Source organism: Klebsiella sp. D5A, assembly GCF_001620885.1.
In the GTDB taxonomy this organism is placed as follows: domain Bacteria; phylum Pseudomonadota; class Gammaproteobacteria; order Enterobacterales; family Enterobacteriaceae; genus Klebsiella; species Klebsiella variicola.
Genome location: NZ_LOAR01000012.1, coordinates 159019 through 180471, shown reverse-complemented (window position 1 = coordinate 180471; position 21453 = coordinate 159019). Strand labels below are relative to the sequence as shown.

The window sequence follows — 21453 nt, the reverse complement described above, 5'->3', positions numbered from 1 at the left end:
CTCAGCATGACGTGCAGGCTGATTGTGACAGCCATTTACCCACATCTTCTCTCAGACACTGCCATGACGTTGTGATCGTTTCAGCCGCCCACGCTGGCATGTGGGGAGACAGGCGGTAGTGAATCCATTTGCCTTCCCGGCGGTCAAGCACCAGCTCTGCTTCACGTAGGATAGCCATATGGCGAGAAATTTTGGGTTGTGACTCAGTCGTGGCCGCACATATATCGCATACGCATAGTTCGCCGGACTCCCGGAGAAGCATGACAATGGCGAGGCGGGTTTCATCCGACAGGATTTTAAAAAGCTGAACTGGCTGTAGCATTTTATACTCCGTTCCCTTGAGAATTAATATATGATAAACCATATATGTTAATTTTTAAATCACCAGAATATCCTGAAGGAATAATAATGGAACACTTTCCCGCACTGAACGCAGATTGCTTCGATCAGCAGATTGCTGAACGCCTGAAGCTCCAGGAACCGCCACGTATTCTGATTCTGTATGGCTCGGTAAGAGAGCGTTCCTACAGTCGTTTTGCAGCAGAAGAAGCGGGTCGCCTGCTGACGGCGATGGGAGCGGAGGTCAGGCTGTTTAATCCTTCAGGTTTACCCCTGCCGGATGATGCTCCGGATACGCACCCTAAAGTCATCGAGCTCCGCGGGTTGGTCAGATGGTGTGATGGAATGGTGTGGAGTTCTCCTGAGCGGCATGGAGCAATGAGTGCGGTGATGAAGGCACAGATCGACTGGATCCCGTTAAGTGAAGGCGCGGTTCGCCCTTCGCAGGGAAAAACCCTTGCGGTAATGCAGGTTTGTGGCGGCTCGCAGTCTTTTAATGCCGTGAACCAGATGCGTATTCTTGGACGTTGGATGAGGATGTTCACTATCCCCAACCAATCATCAGTAGCCAAAGCATGGCAGGAATTCGATGAGAACGGGCGGATGAAACCTTCTTCCTGGTATGATCGTATCGTCGATGTCGCCGAGGAGTTGTTTAAAATCACGCTGTTGCTCAAGGGGCAAACCGGCTACCTTGCCGATCGCTACAGTGAACGAAAAGAAAGCCATCAGGAGCTTTCATCTCGCGTCAATCAGGACAAAATATAACGTCTCTTATTGAGCTCAAAAACGTCCGCTTTTGGCACAGAGCGGACAATCTGAATGGGGTGAAGGTCTGCTTCGAGCGAACAGCGAACGTCGGTTATCACGAAACAAGTTTCGAACATCATTTCGGGAAATATAAACAATCCGGGATATACCGGCCTGATAATCTCAACCAGACTCAAGGCCAAGAGTTTCCCGACGCAGCAGGGCCCATTCAATCAATGCCGCCATAGATGGACCCAGTGCTGTTCCCAGTTCCGTGAGGGAATATTCAACACGAGGCGGGACTTCAGGATAAAGCGTCCGTAGTACAATCCCATCCTTTTCCAGTTGCTTAAGCTGCTGTATGAGCATCTTTTGATTTACACCCTCGATCCTACGTTCAAGCTCAGAAAAGCGCAGTGGGACTTTAGCGGCGAAAAGCTGGCATAAAATTATTGTCTTCCATTTACCTTCAATAATCTTCAGTGCTTCGCTGGTAACCTGCGCCCATACGAGTCGTTGTTCAGGTTCATCACAACGCCAATCTCTTTCCATACTTACCTCCAGGTAAGCAACCCACTATTTTGTAGGTTCTTGTCGTTATCACAGTATGGGATTAGTGTACCCCCTATTGCTTACAACTTCAGGAGTTAAATATGAAAATCGGCGTAATTGGTACAGGCAATATTGGCGGTACGCTTGCACGTAAGTTAAGCGAAGCTGGGCATGAGGTAAAAGTGGCAAATTCACGCGGTTTAGACGCTGTAAGGAAATTTGCCAGTGAAATTAACGCAGTGCCGGCGGACATTCATGGTGTAGTTACTGACATAGATGCAGTTATTCTGTCAATTCCATTCCCGGCGGTGAGTAGTCTGCCTGATGGGCTTTTCTCGGGTTTACCTCCACATGTCCCTGTCATTGACACGAGCAACTACTATCCAGGTCTGCGTGATCCGCAGATTGCTGCGCTGGATGAAGGTCAGACGGAAAGTGAATGGGTTCAGGAGCAGATTGGGCATCCAGTTATCAAAGCCTTCAACAATATACTCGCCGACTCTCTGGCAGGACTGGGACTGCCTGAAGGGAGCCGCGGTCGCCTGGCGGTTGCAGTAGCAGGAGATAATTCAGCCGCCGTACAGGTCACTATGTCGCTGGTTAACGATACCGGCTTTGACCCCGTATTTTCCGGATCTATCGCTGAATCGTGGCGTCAGCAGCCGTGCACACCATCCTATTGTTGTGACTGGGAGGCTGCCACCATGCTTCGCGCTTTCCCTCTGGCGAAAAAGGGAGAAGGACGGGCCCGTCTGCCCTCACTTTATGCCAGCTTCGGTAAGCTGGGTGAGGCACCGACTCATGAAGATATCATTGATAACAATCGATCAATCAACTGGCCTGTATAACGTGGCTGCCGGTGATTAAGAAAGTTGCGCCTGTCAGAGTAACGGCAATATGTCTATTCTTTAGAATAATCAATGGTCAGAAGCTGGATTAACAAATCCGTTCCAGGGATGCTTTTGGTTTGCGTTGGCGTCTGATCATTAATTTATCCTCGAAATCCATACCTCATCGATAATGAACCAGCTCCGTGAACGTCCGCTGTTGGCACAAAGCGGACCGGCACAAGCATTGCAAGGCCTGCTATGAGGGATATGCGACATTACTAATAGCATTCTATGTGAATCAACAGGGAGCAGGTCACGCTTCCCAACCAGTTATTTCAGCGTGCCGAACTGTTTGTTCTTCAGTGCATATAGCCGGTCGAACTCAGCATAGGGCTCTCCCGTTTCAGCCGCGTGCCGGGTTTTAGCGTCCAGAAGGTCGGGTAAAGGGATCCCATGACTCAGTGAGTGGTAAAGATCATAACCACTGACACAGATAACACGCTTCCCTTTACCAAAAGCCGTCAGACCTTCAGGCGTAAACCCCATCCAGCTGATAAAAACGCCGCGTGTCCAGGTTGCCTTGGTACTGAGCTTTCCTTCAAATACATGGAGATCGGCAGCCGACGTTCTTTTCTGATGCCACTTTGCCTCCATCAGGTAAAATTCATCATTCAGTCGGAAACTTCCGTCAATCTGTTCGCCTGTATTTCGGAAAGACGAACGGGGAGCAAGCTTAAAGATACTGAACAGTTCAGCAAGCCAGGCTTCAAACCGAAAACCACGTGGATGTGGCGGCAGAGATTTCATCTCGTTCATTTCAGCGATAAGTGAAGGCCAATCAACACCATGCCATGCCTGGACAGGCTTTACGCCTTTGGCTTCATCGGTGTCAGCGTTTTCTAAGCGGGAAATCAGTGCAAGATAGTCATTACGACTTTGTTCAGCCTGTTCAGGCATGGATTCAGTTTTATACTGCCAGAGAGCGCCAAGAACCCGCAGAGCGGTCTCACGATCAGCCTGTTTCAGCAAGCATCTAACTCGTTTGGCTTTTGACGTACCCTCTTCCTGATAACGTTCATCATCAATATCAATGTTCAGTTCTTCATCAAAAAAAGCAGACAAGGTGCGGTTAGAGAAATCCAGTATCCAGCCAGGATCGCTCTCAAACACGAGATTAAACAGCCTCAAATCCTGCATTTTCAGTTTCACGCCTACCTCCTTTTTTTCACAGTATAACGGGATGAAAGTGGAGGAGGAAATGAGTCAGCACCTGTACACCAACATTAGTGTGTTCCGCTATTGGCACTTAGCAGTCATTCATCGTGACTAATATGATCATCTAAATAGGATTCTGCAACTAAGCATCTACAGCGCTTGTTATGACAAACGCGCTGTAATTTTAGGACCAACTCCTTCATAATTAAGCAGCTTGAATCTATGTAACTATATGATAATTATAGATAACATTAACCATGTTTATTATGAAAATTGGTTATATATCTTTGATTATGAGGTAAATAGCGCACGATTTAAAATCCCTCGGCGTTCGCGCTGTGTGGGTTCAAGTCCCACTCCGGGTACCATTGGGATAAAAGCAGAATAATCAAAGCAATAAGCAGTGTCGTGAAACCACCTACGGGTGGTTTTTTGTTTCAAAACCACCCATTTCATAATATCACTTCATACTAGTTTTCTTGTCCACCTTGCTCTTCCCCCAGGATAACCGCACCCGGCTAAACCGTCGCGCCTCGTGGAATAATGTCGTTGGGATGATTTCGCTCCCCCAAACCGGCAGGGGGAGGCAAATCGATACTCTGCGTGCCAGAGGCCGGAGGTGAAACCGTCTCTAGAGTTCGAGGTTGAACGAAAGGACTTTCGATATAATTACCATCTCATCCGTAAGCGAGGAGAATTTTCCGGTAAATCTTTCTTCAGACTCAGGTGTCAAACTATATAGTGAATAATTTTCATCCGAAGATATACGCTCCAGTTGAAGATAGGCGGGTTTCTGCAAGGCAAAAGCCAACAGATAGAAATTAGTCGTGTGGTGAGAAAGTTCAGTGACTAATTCAGGGAGTTGCTTTGCTATATCTATTTCCTCTCTACAGCAAATCACAAAAAGCTTCCCTTCTTTGCTTTTTAATATGTTTCTGAATCTTTTAACCGCGCGGACGTAATACTCATAATCAGCAGGAGTATTTGGGTCGCGATGCGTGAATATTTCATTCAGACGATATTTTTCTTTGTATTTATTGTGGTGTGCTCCGGGTTCTCGCGACTGGCGACGTAATGAGCTGTACTCATTTTTATCTAAAAATGAGGTAAAATCATCCCTCAGGCAGTCGATAATCATCGCCGGACAGGCAAATAGCCAGTCAAAAGGCAGTGATATCTTTTTCAGGTTGAATTTTTTCAATGTCCATGAAGTTAAACAATGGCTGCCCAGGGAGACAATATGTTTGACGTGCATTGAATCATCAGGAGCACTCTCTGTTAACGCTTGTGGTGTGTAACTGAATTTATCAGATGACATTCTGGATTTCGTGAAAGCAATAAACTCGTCGCTATGCATCAGCGATGAGTTAAGACGTTCTGCTGATTCTGCAAGTGACTTATTAGCAATGGCGTTGAGGTAGTTTTTCAGACCATCGCTATCTGCCGGTCGACCGAGTAGCGTTTTATAGGTTGTTTTTATTAGATGTATTTTTAGGTATTTTTCTTTAATGTCATATCTCATTTTTTATCCAATTGAAGCTGTAGTCTTTCTTTATTTTATTGCTGCTAAAACAGGTAGGCATACAAATCGTGTGGGATTATGTCAAATAGACAGGATATTGGCAATCGAGGAAATACGGGCGGCTACAGAGGAAGCGGTTATTGAAGACGCTCGCCAGAATCTACGGATCCTGATGCCTGAACTGACAGGGAAAATATCCCGGAGGAGAGCATCGCACGCAGGCGAATGAATACATCACGCTCAGCGGCGATCGTTCATTTGTCCCAGGACAAAACGATCTCTCCTTGCTACTATCAACCGGACTTTTATCCCAGCCTGCCGGAGGCATCATGTTCACAGGGCTTTGCGCATTTCCGCTGACGCCGCTGCATCAGCAGCATCTTGATGAAAAGGCGTTTATCCGTATTCTCTCTCGTCTTACCGATACCGGAGTCGACTCTCTGGGCATCTTAGGCTCGACCGGCAGCTACGCGTATCTGAATCGTGAGCAGCGCAAGCGGGTGGTGCAGGTGGCGAAAGCGCATGTTGGGTCGATCCCGATGATGGTTGGCGTCGGCGCCATCGCTACCAGCGAGGTGCTGCGCCTGGTGGAGGATGCCCAGCAGGCCGGGGCGGATGCGTTATTACTGCCGATGATGTCCTATCAGCCGCTTTCTGCGGAGGAGATCTTTGCCTTCTACGAAGAGGTCTGTCGGCACGTCTCGGTTCCGGTTTGCCTGTATGACAATCCCCGCACCACTCACGTCACGCTGGCGGATGAGCTGCAGGGGCGCATCGCCGCCTTGCCGGCCATCGCTTCGATTAAAATTCCCGGCTTGCCTGAGCCGCAGGCGAGTGAGCGGGTGGCAACGCTACGCCGTCATCTTCCTGCCCGCGTTACGCTTGGCGCCAGCGGCGATGCCCTGGCGACGGCGGGATTGCAGGCCGGTTGCCAAGTCTGGTACTCGGTTTGCGGCGGGCTCTTTCCCCAGCTTTCAGGGGCGCTGGTAAGGGCGATTCGTTCTGGCGACGCGGCACGGGTTGCGGCGCTGAATGCGCAGCTGGCCCCGCTCTGGCGATGCTTCGACCGCTATGGCGGCAGCCTGCGGGTAATCGCCAGCGCGGCGGCCATTCTGGGGCTGTGCGACCCTGACTGCCTTCCCCGCCCCTTGCTGCCGTTAGGGGAGGAGGCCATTCGCGACGTGGCGGCGGCGCTGCACGGCCTGGCCTGATGGGCATGGGAAGGCGGATTGCCGCGCCTGGTGGCTTTCTGTCGGCAATTCGGCTACTGTAGGCCCGATTTTTACCATGCGAGCCTGTGAATGAATACCGGACCTTTAAACGAAAACGAACTGGAATGGCTGGACGAGACGCTGGCGAAATACGCCACCGAAGGCGCTATTCTGGATGTGTCTGAACTGGATGGCCTGCTGACGGCTATCCTCTCTGCGCCGACCGATATCGAACCAGCCCAGTGGCTGGTGGCGATCTGGGGCGGGGCGGATAATGTGCCGCGCTGGGCCAACGACCGCGAGCGCGATCGCTTTGTCGATCTGACGCTGCAGCATATGAGCGACATCGCTGAACGCCTGGAGTCCTATCCCGATCAGTTCGAACCGCTGTTTGGCACCCGCGAAGCGGAAGGTCAGGAGCTGACGATCGTCGAAGAGTGGTGCTTTGGCTACCTGCGCGGCGTAGCGCTGAGCGACTGGTCGACGCTGCCCGCTGAACTTAAGCCGGCGCTGGACGCTATCGCGCTCCACGGCAGCGAAGCGCAGTTTACCGCGCTGGATAATCTGACGGCGGATGAGTTTATTGACAGCATCGAGCGTATCACGCCGGCGGCGCTGGCGCTTTACCAGTACTGGATGGCGAATCCCCTGCCGGTGGTGGTTCCGCAGCCGGTCAGAAATGAGGCGAAGGTCGGACGCAACGATCCCTGCCCGTGCGGGAGCGGAAAAAAGTATAAGCAGTGCTGCTTAGCAAAATAAAACCAGGGGCCAGCCGGCCCCTTTTTTATCCCACCGCAGGCAGCAGTCCGGCGACGATACTGAACTGAATCGCCACAATACCGATCCCGCACAGCAGAACCAGCCACAGCGCCGGCGCGCCGCCGACCACCCGCCAGGCAGCCTGCGGATGTTGTCGGCGGCTCTGCATTGCCAGCAGGGCAGGCAACATCAGGGCCAGCACGGCGAGTGCCACCCCGGCGTAGCCCAGGGCCATAACAAAACCGCGGGGATAGAACAGGGCGAACGCCACCGGCGGCAGGAAGGTGATCGCGCCGCTCTGCAGACGTCCGCTGACGCTGTTTTTGCGTTGAAACACATCGGCCAGGTAATCAAACAAGCCGAGCGAGACGCCGAGGAATGAGGTCGCCAGCGCGAGGTCGGCAAACAGGTGTACGGCCAGCTCCACGTGCGGCGACGCCACCACTTCGCGGATCGCCTCCAGCAGGCCATTAAGACCAGCGTTTTTGGCCAGCAGCGCGGTAAAAGCGGGAGGGTTGATACTCCCCAGCGTCGCCAGCTGCCAGAAAATATAAGCCACCAGCGGAATAAAGCTGCCGATAATAAATACCCGGCGCAGTTTACGGATATCGCCGCCAAGATAGCTGACGATGCTCGGCACACTGCCGTGAAAACCAAAGGAGGTAAAGATCACCGGAATGGCGGACAGGGCCAGGCCTTGCTCAACCGGCAGCGTCAACAGATTGACCTGATGAATATGCGGCATCAGTAGCGCCAGCATAATCACCAGAAAGATGATTTTGGCGCTGAACAGGAAGCGATTGAATAAGTCGACCAGCGAGGTACCGATGCACACCACCGCCCCGCCCAGCGCCGTAAACAAAAGTACGCCGGCCGCCGGCGGCAGCTGCCAGTCCAGCCACTGGTTGAGGCTGGAGGCGAGCAATTCACCGGCGCCACTGATATAGGCCGCCGTGAGGGCATACAGCAGAAACAGCATGCAGAACCCGGTAACCCACTGCCCGTAACGGCCCAGATAGCGTGCGGCCAGGGAACCGAGCCCCATGTCGGCAGGCACGTGCTGGTAGACTTCCAGCAGCAACAGGGCGGTATAGCACATCAACGCCCACAAGGTGAAAAGTAAACCCAGCGTGACGGCAAACCCGACGCCGGCGGCGGCCAAGGGCATCGCCAACATTCCTGCACCGATAGTGGTGCCAGCTACGATTAAAATACTGCCCAGAGTGCGGTTTTTCACGCTTTTCGCTATCCCTACAGCTAATAACAATAAATTATGCCGCGCAGAGTAGGGGATATTACAGCGTTCGTCAAATGAGGGTTACAAGTGCTGTAATTTTATCTTTACGCATTTAAGGGTGCGAAAGCCTGCGCTGGCGCAAGGCGCCGATGGCATGGCTGGCCTAAGCTGGTGGTTTTCAGGAGGGGTTATGTCTTCTATTCATGGTCATGAAGTTTTACAGATGATGCTCGCCTCGGGTGAGTCCTGGACGGTCGCCTCGCTGGAGGCCGCCATTCGCCGCCGCTTTGGCGAAGAGGCGCGGTTTCACACCTGTTCAGCAGAGAATCTAAGCGCCGCAGAGCTGGTGGCGTTTTTAGAGAAAAAAGGCAAATTTATTGCCAGAGAGGAAGGTTTTACTACCGCAGAAAATAAGATTTGCCGGCATTAAAATGGCCGCGACACGGGGGTGTCGCGGCGCGGAAGATTAATTCTGTGTGTCGAGGGTCGCCAGTTCTTTATCGATAAAGTACAGGCCTTCGCCACTTTTTCCAACGAGGGTCAGCTTATCAATCACCGATTTAAATAATTTCTCTTCTTCGTGCTGTTCAGCGACATACCACTGCAGGAAATTAAAGGTCGGGTAATCCTGACTGGTCATGGCGGCGTGCGCCAGTTCATTAATTTTTTGCGTGATCAGCTGCTCGTGCTCATAGGTCTGGCGGAACAGCTCGTCCAGTGAGGCATATTCGGCAAACGGGGAGGCGATCGCGTTGATGCGTGGCAGGCTGCCGGTGTCGGTCAGGTAGTCGAACAGGCGCTGCATATGGGTCATCTCTTCCTGGGCATGGCGACGCAGGAAGGCTGCAGCCCCTTCAAAACTGTGGTAACTGCACCAGGCGCTCATCTGCTGATAAAGAAGAGAAGAATAAAGTTCAAGATTCATCTGTTCATTCAGTTTGTCGATCATTTCCGTTTTCAGCATTGTCGCGCTCCTGGAATTAAAAAATAGATGTTATCGGCTGCCACTATAATTTGTTATTTAATTATTTGCAAAAAGTAAATTTAAAAATGTTTTATTTAAAATGCTAATGGGAATAACACGCATTGGCAATTTAATAATAAATGAGAATGGTTTTAATTTATTATTAATTGTGGTGGAAAATGGTATGACCGGCCAACGGGCTGCGAGGTAGAGCGCGCGAGGTGAGGGGGGCATGCCTGGGGGCGGGGACCTGGCGACTGGACTGGCGGAGAGGGCGAAAGTGTGAAGCGCTGCGTAATTTTTAAAACAACTTTTCATAAAATTTGAAAGTTTGTTTTCCAGGTAGTAGAGTGCAGTCAACGCCAATGACATTCTGCGGGCAGGCCCGCACAGCATTCAGGAGAGTAAACCATGAAGATTGCACTGATGATGGAGAACAGCCAGGCGAACAAAAACGCCATCATCCTTAAGGAGCTTAGCGCCGTTGCTGACGAAAAAGGATTCCCGGTGTTCAACGTCGGCATGAGCGATGAGCACGATCATCATCTGACCTACATTCACCTCGGGATCATGGCCAGCATCCTGCTGAATTCGAAAGCGGTCGACTTCGTGGTCACCGGCTGCGGTACCGGTCAGGGGGCGCTGATGTCGCTGAATATTCACCCGGGCGTGGTCTGCGGCTACTGTATCGATCCGGCGGACGCGTTCCTGTTTGCTCAGATCAACAATGGTAATGCGCTGTCGCTGCCGTTTGCCAAAGGTTTCGGCTGGGGCGCGGAGCTGAATGTACGCTTTATCTTTGAAAAAGCGTTTACCGGCCGCAACGGCGAAGGCTATCCGCCGGAGCGCAAAGAGCCGCAGGTACGAAATGCCGGGATCCTCAACCAGGTTAAAGCGGCAGTGGTAAAAGAAAACTATCTCGACACCCTGCGCGCCATCGATCCGGAGCTGGTGAAAACCGCGGTATCCGGCCCACGCTTCCAGCAGTGCTTCTTCGAAAACTGTCAGGATAAAGCCATCGAAGCCTTCGTTCGCCAGATCGTCGGTTAACCGTCATCAGGGCCAGCGCCGCTGGCCCTTCCATCATTATTTCTTCTTCTCCGACACGCTGCTGCCGGCCGTTTTGGCCAGATGCAGGCTGTCGATCATCCCTACCAGACAGATCACCGCGATAAAGACAAACGACAGACGAAAGCTGATCCCCGGTAGCGTGGAAAGGTGCAGCCAGTCGCCGACCTGCTCGCCCAGGCGAATGCCAATCGCCCCGAGCGTGATCCCCAGCCCCACCGCCAGCTGCGACGCGGTACTGAACAGCGTATTGGCATCACTCATCTGCGCGGCGGGGACATCGGCAAAGGCCAGCGTGCTTACGCCCGTAAACTGGATCGAGCGAAATACCCCGCCGAGATAAAGGATTAACATGATGGCCCAGACCGGCGTCTGCGGCGTGAGCAGCGCACAGGCCAGCAGTGAACAGACGTTCAGTGCACCGTTGATCAACAGCAGTCGGCGAAAGCCCAGCCAGCGGATCAGCGGCGTGGTGGCGGGTTTGATGGTCAAATTGCCGACAAACACCGCCAGCACCAGCAGGCCGGAGTGGAAGGGATCCATGCCGAACCCTACCTGAAACAGCAGCGGCAGCAGAAAGGGGACCGCGCTGATGGAGGAGCGGAACAGCGAGCCGCCATACATCGTCACCCGGAACGTTGGCACCTGCAGGGCGTCGAGACGAACCATGGGCGCCGTCGCCCGGCGGAAGTGGCGTATAGCATATGTCAGACAGCCGAAGCCAAGCACGGCGAGAGCCAGCGTCGGCCAGATCTGCGGCTGGCGATCGCCGAGCCGTTCCATCGCGGTGACCAGACTGACCATCGCGACTGCGGTGGTGATAAAGCCGGTGAGATCGAAGGAGCGCCGTTCCGTTTCGCGAATATCAGGGATAATGCGCAGCGCAAGGATGATGGCTGCGAGGCCCAGCGGGACATTGATAAAGAAGATCCAGTGCCAGCTGGCGTAGCGGGTGATAAAGCCGCCCAAAGGCGGGCCGATAATGGGGGCCACCAGCGCCGGCCAGGTGAGGGTAGCGATGGCTTTGATCAGCAGGTGTTTCGGCGTGGTTCGCAGTACCGCCAGGCGACCGACAGGGACCATCAGCGCGCCTCCGATCCCCTGCAGGATACGCATGGCGACAAAAGTATGCACCTCGGTGGAGAGGCCGCAGAAGACCGAGGCAAGGGTAAAGATCGCCAGGGCGAGGGTAAAAATAGCGCGGGCGCCGAAGCGATCGGCGATCCAACCGCTGGCCGGGATCAGTACCGCTAGGGTGATCAGATAGGCGCTGATGCCGATATTCAGCTCGACCGCGGTGACGCCAAAATCTTTCGCCATATCGGGCAGCGCGGTGGCGATCACCGTCCCGTCGAGAAACTCCATAAAAAAAGCACCGGCCACCAGCAGCGCAGGCGCTGAAAAAGCACGTTCGTCTCTGGAAGAGATCGCGGTATTCATGTTGTCACTGCCATCAAGAATGTGAGCCTGAGCAAAGCGGCAGGAGAAGTTCCGCCGCCAGTAGGGTAGATAAAAAAACCTGCGACGGCAGGTTTTTTTATCTGTGAAAATTTAGGGTACTATTACGCTCCTGAAAAAAGGAGTAATTAATGTCTCAACATCTTACCGAACACGATGAGCTGGTTTCCGATGTGGTTGCTTGCCAGCTGGTTATCAAACAGATCCTCGATGTCATTGACGTCATTGCGCCCGTGGAAGTGCGTGAAAAAATGACTACTCAGCTGAAAGCTATCGACTTCGCCAGCCATCCGGCCTCTGCCGATCCGGTGACCCTTCGCGCGGTGCAAAAAGCGATCGCATTGATTGAGCTGAAGTTTACCCCGCAGGAAGAGACGCATTAATAACAGGCCTCGCCGTTTACCGGCGGGGCCTTCTTCTTTAATGGGAAACGACGGTCTGCGCAGGCGCAGGGGCAGCATCTTTGAACAACTTGCTGTTGCCCCAACACTCTTCGTAGCGATGACCGACCAGATCCTCCACGATAACTCGTACATCCGGCGCGATATCGCTGATTTTTCCGCCCGCTTTGATCCGCGCGACTTCCTGCAGCACCACCAGATGAGCTTTACGATCCAGCTTCATCTGCTTGCTGAAGACGATGGCGGCCAACGCTAACGCGATCACCCCGACGCAGAATACCACCGCGATAGCGGTCACCGCGCTTTCCGGTTGGCTGTGCGCTTTTGACTGGAAACCGTAGAAGCTCAGGATCGCCCCCATCGAGAACACCACAATCGAGCGCAGAATTTTCCCTGAGAAGGTCATGGCGCCGGCATAGATCCCTTCCCGACGGCGTCCGGTGTAGATCTCATCGACATCGGCCAGGAAGGTGTAAACGGTCCAGGGAATGTAGTAAACCCCGCCGGTACCCAGGCCGAACAGTACGGTAATGCCGAACATCAGCACCGTCGCCAGGCCTGACGGCAGATGGAAGAACCACAGCGAGGTATACAGCAGGACCGCGAAAATCACGATCCCCAGCGCCAGAATATAGGGTTTACTGAAGCCTTTTTTTACGCACAGGCCGATAAACAGCGCTGTAGAGATCAGTTGCAGAATCGAGTTCAGGCTATTCAGTCCGGCGACCATCGCCGGGTCGTGCTGAAGAACGAATATCACGAAATAGGTAAAGATGGAGGCAAACAGCCATTCAGCGCCAAACCCGCACAGGTACATACCAAGATGTTTGCGGAATACGCGCAGATAAAAGGTGGAACGCATGTCTTTTGCCAGCGACAGCAGGGTGCTCAGCAGCCCTTTCCTGGCGCTGGTTTCTATTTCTTCCTCGCGCTTTCGTTCCCAGCTGCACAGCCACAGGCAGGAAATCGCGACGATGAGGATAACGCCGTAGGTCAGACCGGTGAGGAAGAAAGGGGTGGCAGAATCTTTGCCATACAGCAGAATGAACTGTCCGGGAATAAACGCCGCAAGGAAGTTGGCTAGCTTGCCGAAAATGGCTTTATAGCCGGTCAGTTTTGAGCGCAGCGAGAAATCATCGGTCATCTCTGTCGCCAGCGTTTCATAAGGCACCATGATAGAGGTGTAGATGATCTCAAACACCACATAGGTGCAGAGGTAGTACCAGAAACTCAGGCCTTCCACCCACAGCAGCGGGTAGAACATCATCAAGGGGATGCCGATCAGCAGAAAGAAACGCCGGCGGCCAAAGCGCTTGCCTAAGCGCGTTTTGCCAAAGTTATCGGTGAGATAGCCCATCAGCGGGTTGCTGATAGCATCGATGATGCTGGCGACGGAGAAGATAAATGAGGCCTCGATCAGCGTCAGGCCGCAAAAAGTCGTATAAAAATAGAGCAGCCAGGCGCCGCTTATCGCCAGCGCGCCACTCCCCAACAGATTACCGCCGCCGTAAGCTAACTGATGGCGTAACAAGATCGGTCTTCCCTGCAGCCCTTCAGGGGCTGAAGCCGTGTATCTAGCCATAAAAAAATAAACCTCGTGTTTTATATTTTTGAAACACTGTTTTTATATTTCTTTGTGGCTTGATAAAAAGTGACCGCGCTCACTAATCCCTGAGAAGGGGTAACGGTGACGAGGGAATGCGATCGCGTTAAAACTTTTTTATTCTATTGGGGAATAAATGAGGTGGAAAAATTGACATAACTGATTTAAAGCGAGAGACGGGGCAGCGTGGGCACGCTCCCCCTGACAGAGCGAAAATGGCTGACTAATGCGGCTTCCGTGGTTCTCCGACCAATGCCATCAGACGCCGATCGGTCTGCTCCATTCCGAGACCAGCTTTATCGGCATTGCGGATTTCCTCAAGCACGCTTTGCAACAGCAGACCATCCTGTTGCTGCTCTTCCGCCAGCAGCGTCAGAAATCGCCAGGTGTTGTCGTCGCTTTGTGCCCTGGCTTCTTCGGCAAGACCGCTCAGCATACTGCTGCGCTGTTGGTAATCGTTCAGGGTTTGGGTAAACAGATCTTCCAGCGAGGTGCATTCGGGATTACAGGCGCGGTCGGGATTCACTATCGGCCAGCTGCCGGCTTTTTTCAGATAGTCAAATACGCGCATGGTGAGGGTAATGCTGCTTTGCGCGCGGGTGCGCAAAAATGTCGCGGCGCCGTCGAAGCGATGCCGGGCACACCACTCGCTTAAGTTCAGGTAAACGTTAGAGGCGTGAAACTCAAGATTCATCTGGGTGTTTAGCTTTTGTGCCATTCCTGGAACTGCCATAAAAAAATATCCTTATTAACCGGGAAGGGGTTACTGATGCGTGTCGACAGATCCTGCGGATAACCACAAGATAAAATAGTGACACGCGGCACTGTTGCAGAATAATAAAACTCTACACATTCCGTATGAGTCGGGTATTTTTTCCATTTGCCGACGATTTAAGAATACTCGCTCAACGGAATTAAGAAAACTCTCAATCGCGGTAATTTACGTTTTGTTACACCATTATTTTTAGAGGGTATCTGGACTGAAATCATGCGCCGTTGGCCGGGGCTTGCTGGCATCGCGTTAGTGATAAGTTATAGGTATTTGACTACGAAATTTGTCGTAGAACAGAGCGGAATAAGTTATTTCAAGCGTAATGTTTCTGGCTAATGATCATTATTTTTATTTTTTGTTGCAGGCTTTTATTTGAAGCGGAATATTTTTTCAATTCGGTATTAATTACGGAAAAGATCCGTTTTTTCGCGATATTAAGCGGTCCCGGTCGCCCGGCGATACGGGGCTGTTGTCACTTAAGAGGCACAGAGGCGAACGCCCTTTACGAGGCTGGGAATCGCCGGGGATAACAGCGCTGTAACCCTCTGTTAAACATCCTCTGACATCACAAGGATAAGTCTGCTGGTGGTATAGATGATCCTGCTATAGCCCGGTAAAATTGTATGACAATTGTGTCATTTTTTATGTCATTTTTTGCTAAATGTATGTACGCAATTACTGTAATTCCGCGATGTGATAATGCTCTCGTATGGAGAAATAATTTCCGGGTATTACTACTCTAACAACGGCAGTGGGGAATGCGATTTTTCTAATGCCTTGTTTTGATGCCGATAAAATTGTTAATTCCGATTTTTCCCTACATGAAAGCGAATTAAAGCTGGAGTTTACCATGCACAAATTTACTAAAGCGCTGGCGGCCATTGGTCTCGCTGCGGTTATGTCACAATCAGCTATGGCGGAAAATTTGAAACTGGGTTTTCTGGTGAAGCAGCCGGAAGAGCCATGGTTCCAGACTGAGTGGAAATTTGCTGATAAAGCAGGAAAAGATTTAGGGTTTGACGTCATTAAAATTGCGGTTCCGGATGGTGAGAAAACCCTCAACGCAATCGACAGCCTGGCAGCCAGCGGCGCGAAGGGCTTTGTCATCTGTACCCCCGATCCCAAGCTCGGGTCGGCGATTGTCGCCAAAGCGCGTGGCTATGACATGAAGGTCATTACCGTCGATGACCAGTTCGTCAATGCGAAAGGCAAACCGATGGAGAGCGTACCGCTGGTGATGATGGCGGCCAGCGAAATCGGCGCCCGCCAGGGGCAGGAACTCTATAAAGAGATGCAAAAACGCGGCTGGGATGTTAAAGACACCGCGGTGATGGCTATCACCGCCGATGAGCTGGACACCGCCCGTCGTCGCACCACCGGCTCCATCGATGCCCTGAAGGCAGCCGGCTTCCCGGACGCGCAAATCTACCGCGTGCCGACAAAATCTAACGATATCCCGGGGGCGTTTGACGCCGGTAACTCCATGCTGGTCCAGCACCCGCAGGTGAAACACTGGCTGATCGTGGGGATGAACGACAACACCGTGCTCGGCGGCGTGCGTGCCACTGAAGGCCAGGGCTTTAAAGCACCGGATGTGATTGGCATCGGCATCAACGGTGTGGATGCGGTCAACGAACTGTCGAAGGCGCAACCGACCGGCTTCTATGGTTCCCTGCTGCCAAGCCCGGATATTCATGGCTATAAAACCAGCGAAATGCTCTACAACTGGGTCACTAAGGGCGTTGAGCCGCCGAAGTTCACGGCGGTGACCGATGTGGTGCTGATTACCCGCGATAACTTCAAAGAAGAGCTGGCGAAAAAAGGGCTGTAACAGCCTGGTTGAACTGGCCCCCGCCGCGGCGGGGGCTGAGTGCTGAAGAGCGGAGTCGTTATGCAACAGTCTACCCCTTATCTCTCATTTCGCGGCATCACCATGACGTTCCCTGGCGTAAAGGCTTTGTCCGATATCAGTTTTGACTGCTACCCCGGACAGATCCACGCGCTGATGGGTGAAAATGGCGCAGGCAAATCGACGCTGCTGAAAATTCTCAGCGGCAACTATATTCCGACCGCTGGCCACCTGCAGATCGGCGGCCAGCAGATGGCGTTCAGTAATACCATGGAGGCGCTGAACGCCGGCGTGGCGATTATCTACCAGGAGCTGCATCTGATCCCGGAGATGACCGTCGCCGAAAATATCTATCTTGGCCAGCTACCGCACAGAGGCGGTATCGTCAACCGATCGTTGCTCAACTATGAGGCCCGCCTGCAGCTGGAACATCTGGGGCTGGATATCGATCCGGAGACGCCGCTGAAGTATCTCTCTATAGGCCAGTGGCAGATGGTGGAGATTGCCAAAGCGCTGGCGCGCAATGCCAAGATCATCGCTTTCGATGAACCGACCAGTTCGCTCTCCGCCCGCGAGATAGACAACCTGTTTCGCGTTATCCGCGAACTGCGGGAGGAGGGGCGGGTCATCATCTATGTTTCGCACCGGATGGAAGAAATTTTTGCCCTCAGCGATGCCATCACCGTCTTTAAGGATGGCCGCTATGTCTGCACTTTTGACGATATGCCGAGCGTCAGTCATGACGCCCTGGTTCAGGCGATGGTGGGGCGCAATCTGGGCGATATATACGGCTGGAAACCTCGCCCCTATGGCGAAGAGCGGCTGCGTCTGGAGGAGGTCAAAGCACCGGGCGTGCGTACGCCGGTCAGCCTCTCGGTACGCAGTGGCGAAATCGTCGGCCTGTTCGGGCTGGTGGGCGCCGGGCGCAGCGAACTGATGAAAGGCTTATTTGGCGGCACCCGGATCACCGGCGGTCAGGTGTATATCGATGGCCAGCCCGTCGACATTCGTAAACCGGCCCAGGCCATTCAGGCCGGGATGATGCTGTGCCCGGAAGATCGCAAAGCGGAGGGGATTATTCCGGTTCACTCCGTACGCGACAATATCAATATCAGCGCCCGGCGCAAGCATATTCACGCTGGCTGCCTGATCAACAACGCCTGGGAGGCAGACAATGCCGATCAGCATATCCAGTCGCTGAACATTAAAACGCCGGGCCCGGAACAGCTGATCATGAACCTGTCGGGCGGCAACCAGCAGAAAGCAATCCTTGGCCGCTGGCTGTCGGAAGAGATGAAGGTGATCCTGCTCGATGAGCCCACCCGCGGCATCGACGTCGGCGCCAAACATGAAATTTACAACGTGATATATGGCCTCGCCGCCTCAGGTGTTGCCGTGGTGTTTGCCTCCAGCGACCTGCCGGAAGTGCTGGGCGTCGCTGACCGCATCGTGGTGATGCGCGAAGGGCAAATCGCCGGCGAACTGCTGCATGAAGAAGCCAATGAACAGCAGGCGTTAAGCCTTGCGATGCCAAAAGTGAGTCAGGCTGTCGCCTGAGTAAGGAGTAAATGATGTCATCTGTGACTACGTCTGGCGCTACCCGCTCTGCCTTTAGCTTTGCCCGCATTTGGGATCAGTTTGGCATGCTGGTGGTGTTTGCTGTGCTGTTTATCGGCTGCGTAATTTTTGTGCCCAACTTTGCCTCATTCGTCAATATGAAGGGGCTGGGGCTGGCGATCTCGATGTCCGGAATGGTGGCCTGCGGCATGCTCTTCTGCCTGGCCTCCGGCGATTTTGACCTGTCGGTGGCGTCGGTTATCGCCTGTGCCGGGGTCACTACCGCAGTGGTGATTAACCTGAGCGAAAGCCTGTGGCTGGGGATTGCCGCCGGCCTGCTGCTGGGCGCGGTCAGTGGTCTGGTCAACGGCTTTGTCATTGCGCGCCTGAAGATTAACGCCCTGATCACCACCCTCGCGACGATGCAAATCGTCCGGGGCCTGGCCTACATTATCTCCGACGGGAAAGCGGTGGGGATCGAAGATGAGCGCTTCTTCACTCTCGGCTACGCCAACTGGTTTGGTCTGCCGGCGCCAATCTGGCTGACGGTCGCCTGCCTGGTGGTTTTCGGATTATTACTAAACAAAACCACCTTTGGCCGTAATACGCTGGCTATTGGCGGCAATGAAGAGGCGGCGCGTCTGGCCGGGGTCCCGGTGGTGCGCACCAAGATTATTATCTTTGTGCTCTCCGGTCTGGTATCGGCCGCCGCGGGGATCATTCTGGCGTCGCGGATGACCAGCGGCCAGCCGATGACCTCGATTGGCTATGAGCTGATTGTTATTTCAGCCTGCGTGCTGGGCGGGGTATCGCTGAAGGGCGGGATCGGCAAGATCTCCTACGTGGTCGCCGGGATCCTGATCCTCGGGACCGTGGAGAACGCGATGAACCTGCTGAACATCTCGCCTTTCTCACAATACGTCGTGCGCGGTGTGATCCTGCTGGCGGCGGTGATTTTTGACCGCTACAAACAAAAAGCCAAACGCGCGGCCTGATTTCAGGCATAACTTTTAAGTCTACAGAGTAATTACCGCCAGCGCCCGTTTCGCTGGCGGTAACTATCAAAAATGGCGAGGTTGGTCACACTGTCTATACTTACATGGCTAACATATAATTAACAACCAGCTTCGGCTGGCCATGATAAGGAGGAAACAGGGTGGATAACCAGATATCTGTACCGCCTGCGCTAACCGGAAACTACGCTTTTTTCTTTGACCTCGACGGTACTCTTGCCGATATCCAACCGCACCCCGATCAGGTGGTGATACCCGACAACACGCTGCAGGCGCTCAACGCGCTGGCCCAGCAGCAGGGTGGGGCGGTGGCATTGATTTCAGGGCGCTCAATGGCTGAACTTGACGCGCTAACCCATCCCTGGCGGCTACCGCTGGCCGGCGTTCACGGGGCAGAACGCCGTGATATCAATGGTAAAACCTATATCGTTTCTCTGCCGTCGGCGCTGCGCGATGAAATCGCGACTGAGCTGACCTCGGCGCTGCAGGGGCTCCCCGGCTGCGAGCTGGAGAGTAAAGAGATGGCCTTCGCGCTGCACTACCGCCAGGCTCCGCAGCAGCAGAGCGCAGTACTGGAGCTGGCTCAGCGCATCGTTCAGCGCTACCCGCTGCTGGCATTGCAGCTGGGTAAATGCGTGGTGGAGATTAAACCCCGTGGAGTGAACAAAGGGGAGGCGATCAGCGCCTTCATGCAGGAGGCGCCGTTTGCCGGCCGCGAACCGGTTTTTGTCGGCGATGATTTGACCGATGAGGCGGGATTTAGCGTGGTTAATCAACTGCAGGGAATGTCGGTAAAAGTCGGCGCCGGGGAAACTCAGGCGCACTGGCGGTTGGCGGATGCCGCCGCTGTAAGGACGTGGTTGCAACATCTGGCGTATGACGCGCAAACCGAAAGGAGGGATGACCATGAGTCGTTTAGTCGTAGTCTCTAACCGTATCGCCTTACCGGACGATAAAAAATCGAGCGCTGGCGGTCTGGCCGTCGGCATCCTGGGGGCACTGAAAGCGGCGGGGGGTCTGTGGTTTGGCTGGAGCGGCGAAATTGGCGATGACCAGCAGCCGCTGAAGCAGGTCTCCCGCGGAAATATCTCCTGGGCGTCGTTCAACCTGAATGAACGGGACCATGATGAATATTACAACCAGTTTTCCAACGCCGTGCTGTGGCCGGCCTTCCACTATCGTCTTGACCTGGTCAGCTTCCAGCGCGAAGCCTGGGAGGGATATCTGCGGGTCAACGCGATGCTGGCGGACAAGCTTCTGCCGCTGATCGAGCCAGACGATACGCTGTGGATCCATGATTACCATCTGCTGCCTTTCGCCAGTGAACTGCGTAAGCGCGGAGTGAACAACCGGATCGGCTTCTTTTTGCATATTCCATTCCCGACGCCGGAGATTTTTAACGCGCTACCGCCGCATGCCGAGCTGCTGGAGCAACTGTGCGATTACGATCTGCTGGGCTTCCAGACCGAAAGCGACAGAACCGCCTTTCTTGACAGCATTGCCATGCAGACCCGACTCTCCGATCTCGGGGACAAACGCTATCAGGCATGGGGTAAGGCGTTCAGTACCGAGGTTTATCCGATTGGGATCGATCCGGACGAAATTACGCGCAACGCCAAAGGCCCGCTGCCGCCGAAGCTGGCTCAGCTGAAGAATGAGCTGAAAAATGTGAAGAATATCTTCTCCGTGGAGCGGCTTGACTACTCGAAAGGGTTGCCGGAGCGATTCCTCGCCTATGAGACGCTGCTTGAGAAGTACCCTCAACATCATGGCAAGATCCGTTATACCCAGATCGCGCCCACTTCCCGTGGCGATGTACAGGCCTATCAGGATATTCGTCACCAGCTGGAAACTGCAGCCGGACGCATCAATGGCCAGTTTGGCCAGCTTGGCTGGACCCCGCTCTACTACCTGAACCAGCATTTTGACCGTAAGCTGCTGATGAAGGTCTTCCGCTACTCTGACGTCGGGCTGGTGACGCCGCTGCGTGATGGCATGAACCTGGTGGCGAAAGAATACGTCGCGGCGCAGGATCCGGATAACCCCGGGGTGCTGGTGCTGTCGCAGTTTGCCGGGGCGGCGCAGGAGCTGACCAGCGCGCTGATCGTCAACCCTTACGATCGCGATGAGGTTGCCACCGCGCTGGATCGTGCTCTCAGCATGCCGCTGGCGGAACGTATCGCCCGTCATTCCGCGATGCTGGACGTGATCAGAGAGAATGATATTCATAACTGGCAGGCGCGTTTTGTCGACGATCTGCAGCATATTTCGCCGCGCAGCGAGGAGAGCCGCCTGCGGGGGAAGATAGCCACCTTCCCTAAACTGGCCTAGTTCAGGAAAAGGGCTAACCGGC

At 53.6% G+C, this 21453-nt stretch carries 21 protein-coding genes and 2 pseudogenes; 13 read left to right on the top strand and 10 right to left on the bottom strand.

Features of this window, described 5'->3' with window-relative positions; all coding sequences use genetic code 11:
• Position 1: 1 nt before the first annotated feature.
• Positions 2-322 (bottom strand): transcriptional regulator, encoded by a 321-nt coding sequence (locus AS136_RS18430; protein ID WP_006818636.1) that lies wholly within the window; start codon positions 320-322, stop codon positions 2-4.
• A gap of 86 nt (positions 323-408) precedes the next feature.
• On the opposite strand from AS136_RS18430, the gene arsH reads away from it, so the two are divergent.
• Positions 409-1107, top strand: a complete 699-nt coding sequence (gene arsH / locus AS136_RS18425) for an arsenical resistance protein ArsH (protein WP_063266892.1) — start codon at positions 409-411, stop codon at positions 1105-1107.
• A gap of 165 nt (positions 1108-1272) precedes the next feature.
• Here arsH and AS136_RS18420 read toward each other — a convergent pair whose 3' ends face one another.
• The gene (locus AS136_RS18420) at positions 1273-1641 is read right to left on the bottom strand and encodes a winged helix-turn-helix transcriptional regulator (protein ID WP_063266891.1); all 369 of its coding nucleotides are present in this window, start codon (positions 1639-1641) and stop codon (positions 1273-1275) included.
• A 101-nt stretch (positions 1642-1742) separates the two neighbouring features.
• Here AS136_RS18420 and AS136_RS18415 point away from each other — a divergent pair, with 101 nt between their 5' ends.
• Positions 1743-2489, top strand: coding sequence for an NADPH-dependent F420 reductase (locus tag AS136_RS18415; RefSeq protein ID WP_063266890.1), 747 nt, complete (start codon positions 1743-1745; stop codon positions 2487-2489).
• A gap of 312 nt (positions 2490-2801) precedes the next feature.
• Here the strand turns inward: AS136_RS18415 and AS136_RS18410 are convergent, their stop codons facing one another.
• Together AS136_RS18410 and AS136_RS18405 are read right to left on the bottom strand one after the other, a co-directional pair.
• The gene (locus AS136_RS18410; RefSeq protein ID WP_063266889.1) at positions 2802-3680 is read right to left on the bottom strand and encodes a restriction endonuclease; all 879 of its coding nucleotides are present in this window, start codon (positions 3678-3680) and stop codon (positions 2802-2804) included.
• Positions 3681-4317: 637 nt separating this feature from the next.
• Entirely contained in the window at positions 4318-5208 is an 891-nt protein-coding gene (locus AS136_RS18405) for a DUF1796 family putative cysteine peptidase (protein WP_063266888.1), read from the bottom strand.
• 329 nt (positions 5209-5537) lie between these two features.
• Here AS136_RS18405 and AS136_RS18400 point away from each other — a divergent pair, with 329 nt between their 5' ends.
• Together AS136_RS18400 and AS136_RS18395 are read left to right on the top strand one after the other, a co-directional pair.
• Positions 5538-6419, top strand: a complete 882-nt coding sequence (locus AS136_RS18400) for a dihydrodipicolinate synthase family protein (RefSeq protein WP_023297887.1) — start codon at positions 5538-5540, stop codon at positions 6417-6419.
• A 90-nt stretch (positions 6420-6509) separates the two neighbouring features.
• Positions 6510-7178 carry a YecA/YgfB family protein gene (locus AS136_RS18395; protein WP_008804222.1) on the top strand — a complete coding sequence of 223 codons (669 nt, stop codon included), beginning with the start codon at positions 6510-6512 and terminating at the stop codon, positions 7176-7178.
• Positions 7179-7203: 25 nt separating this feature from the next.
• Here the strand turns inward: AS136_RS18395 and tyrP are convergent, their stop codons facing one another.
• Positions 7204-8415 (bottom strand): tyrosine transporter TyrP, encoded by a 1212-nt coding sequence (tyrP, locus tag AS136_RS18390; RefSeq protein ID WP_032738871.1) that lies wholly within the window; start codon positions 8413-8415, stop codon positions 7204-7206.
• Between the two features lie 190 nt (positions 8416-8605).
• Here tyrP and AS136_RS18385 point away from each other — a divergent pair, with 190 nt between their 5' ends.
• Complete coding sequence (locus tag AS136_RS18385) at positions 8606-8845, top strand: YecH family metal-binding protein (RefSeq protein WP_004200338.1); 240 nt, start codon at positions 8606-8608, stop codon at positions 8843-8845.
• Between the two features lie 36 nt (positions 8846-8881).
• Here AS136_RS18385 and ftnA read toward each other — a convergent pair whose 3' ends face one another.
• A complete protein-coding gene (ftnA, locus tag AS136_RS18380) occupies positions 8882-9379 on the bottom strand; it encodes a non-heme ferritin (RefSeq protein WP_008804225.1) in 498 nt (165 codons plus the stop codon).
• A gap of 57 nt (positions 9380-9436) precedes the next feature.
• Positions 9437-9547 (bottom strand): annotated as a pseudogene (locus AS136_RS29050) (hypothetical protein); the annotation flags it as partial.
• A 243-nt stretch (positions 9548-9790) separates the two neighbouring features.
• On the opposite strand from AS136_RS29050, the gene AS136_RS18375 reads away from it, so the two are divergent.
• The gene (locus AS136_RS18375; RefSeq protein ID WP_012967669.1) at positions 9791-10429 is read left to right on the top strand and encodes an RpiB/LacA/LacB family sugar-phosphate isomerase; all 639 of its coding nucleotides are present in this window, start codon (positions 9791-9793) and stop codon (positions 10427-10429) included.
• 36 nt (positions 10430-10465) lie between these two features.
• On the opposite strand, the gene AS136_RS18370 is transcribed toward AS136_RS18375, so the two are convergent.
• Positions 10466-11887: an MFS transporter gene (locus AS136_RS18370; RefSeq protein WP_012541236.1), complete on the bottom strand. Its 1422-nt coding sequence runs from the start codon at positions 11885-11887 to the stop codon at positions 10466-10468.
• Positions 11888-12036: 149 nt separating this feature from the next.
• On the opposite strand from AS136_RS18370, the gene AS136_RS18365 reads away from it, so the two are divergent.
• A complete protein-coding gene (locus AS136_RS18365; RefSeq protein ID WP_002911524.1) occupies positions 12037-12288 on the top strand; it encodes a DUF2766 family protein in 252 nt (83 codons plus the stop codon).
• Positions 12289-12325: 37 nt separating this feature from the next.
• Here AS136_RS18365 and AS136_RS18360 read toward each other — a convergent pair whose 3' ends face one another.
• Entirely contained in the window at positions 12326-13837 is a 1512-nt protein-coding gene (locus tag AS136_RS18360) for an MFS transporter (RefSeq protein ID WP_012541237.1), read from the bottom strand.
• A gap of 66 nt (positions 13838-13903) precedes the next feature.
• On the opposite strand from AS136_RS18360, the pseudogene AS136_RS29380 reads away from it, so the two are divergent.
• A pseudogene (locus AS136_RS29380) lies at positions 13904-14068 on the top strand (succinate dehydrogenase).
• A 64-nt stretch (positions 14069-14132) separates the two neighbouring features.
• Here the strand turns inward: AS136_RS29380 and AS136_RS18355 are convergent.
• A complete protein-coding gene (locus AS136_RS18355) occupies positions 14133-14642 on the bottom strand; it encodes a non-heme ferritin-like protein (protein WP_012541238.1) in 510 nt (169 codons plus the stop codon).
• An 889-nt stretch (positions 14643-15531) separates the two neighbouring features.
• Between AS136_RS18355 and AS136_RS18350 the strand changes: the two genes are divergently transcribed.
• The 5 genes from AS136_RS18350 to otsA all read left to right on the top strand — a co-directional run bounded on the left by AS136_RS18350 (position 15532) and on the right by otsA (position 21431).
• Positions 15532-16512 carry an arabinose ABC transporter substrate-binding protein gene (locus AS136_RS18350; protein ID WP_002911518.1) on the top strand — a complete coding sequence of 327 codons (981 nt, stop codon included), beginning with the start codon at positions 15532-15534 and terminating at the stop codon, positions 16510-16512.
• A 60-nt stretch (positions 16513-16572) separates the two neighbouring features.
• Complete coding sequence (gene araG, locus AS136_RS18345; protein WP_012967672.1) at positions 16573-18087, top strand: L-arabinose ABC transporter ATP-binding protein AraG; 1515 nt, start codon at positions 16573-16575, stop codon at positions 18085-18087.
• A 14-nt stretch (positions 18088-18101) separates the two neighbouring features.
• Entirely contained in the window at positions 18102-19082 is a 981-nt protein-coding gene (gene araH, locus AS136_RS18340; protein WP_004203438.1) for an L-arabinose ABC transporter permease AraH, read from the top strand.
• A 161-nt stretch (positions 19083-19243) separates the two neighbouring features.
• Positions 19244-20032: a trehalose-phosphatase gene (otsB, locus tag AS136_RS18335; protein ID WP_008804233.1), complete on the top strand. Its 789-nt coding sequence runs from the start codon at positions 19244-19246 to the stop codon at positions 20030-20032.
• Positions 20007-21431 carry an alpha,alpha-trehalose-phosphate synthase gene (gene otsA, locus AS136_RS18330; RefSeq protein ID WP_008804234.1) on the top strand — a complete coding sequence of 475 codons (1425 nt, stop codon included), beginning with the start codon at positions 20007-20009 and terminating at the stop codon, positions 21429-21431. Before otsB ends, otsA begins: the two co-directional genes overlap by 26 nt.
• Positions 21432-21453: the final 22 nt, after the last annotated feature.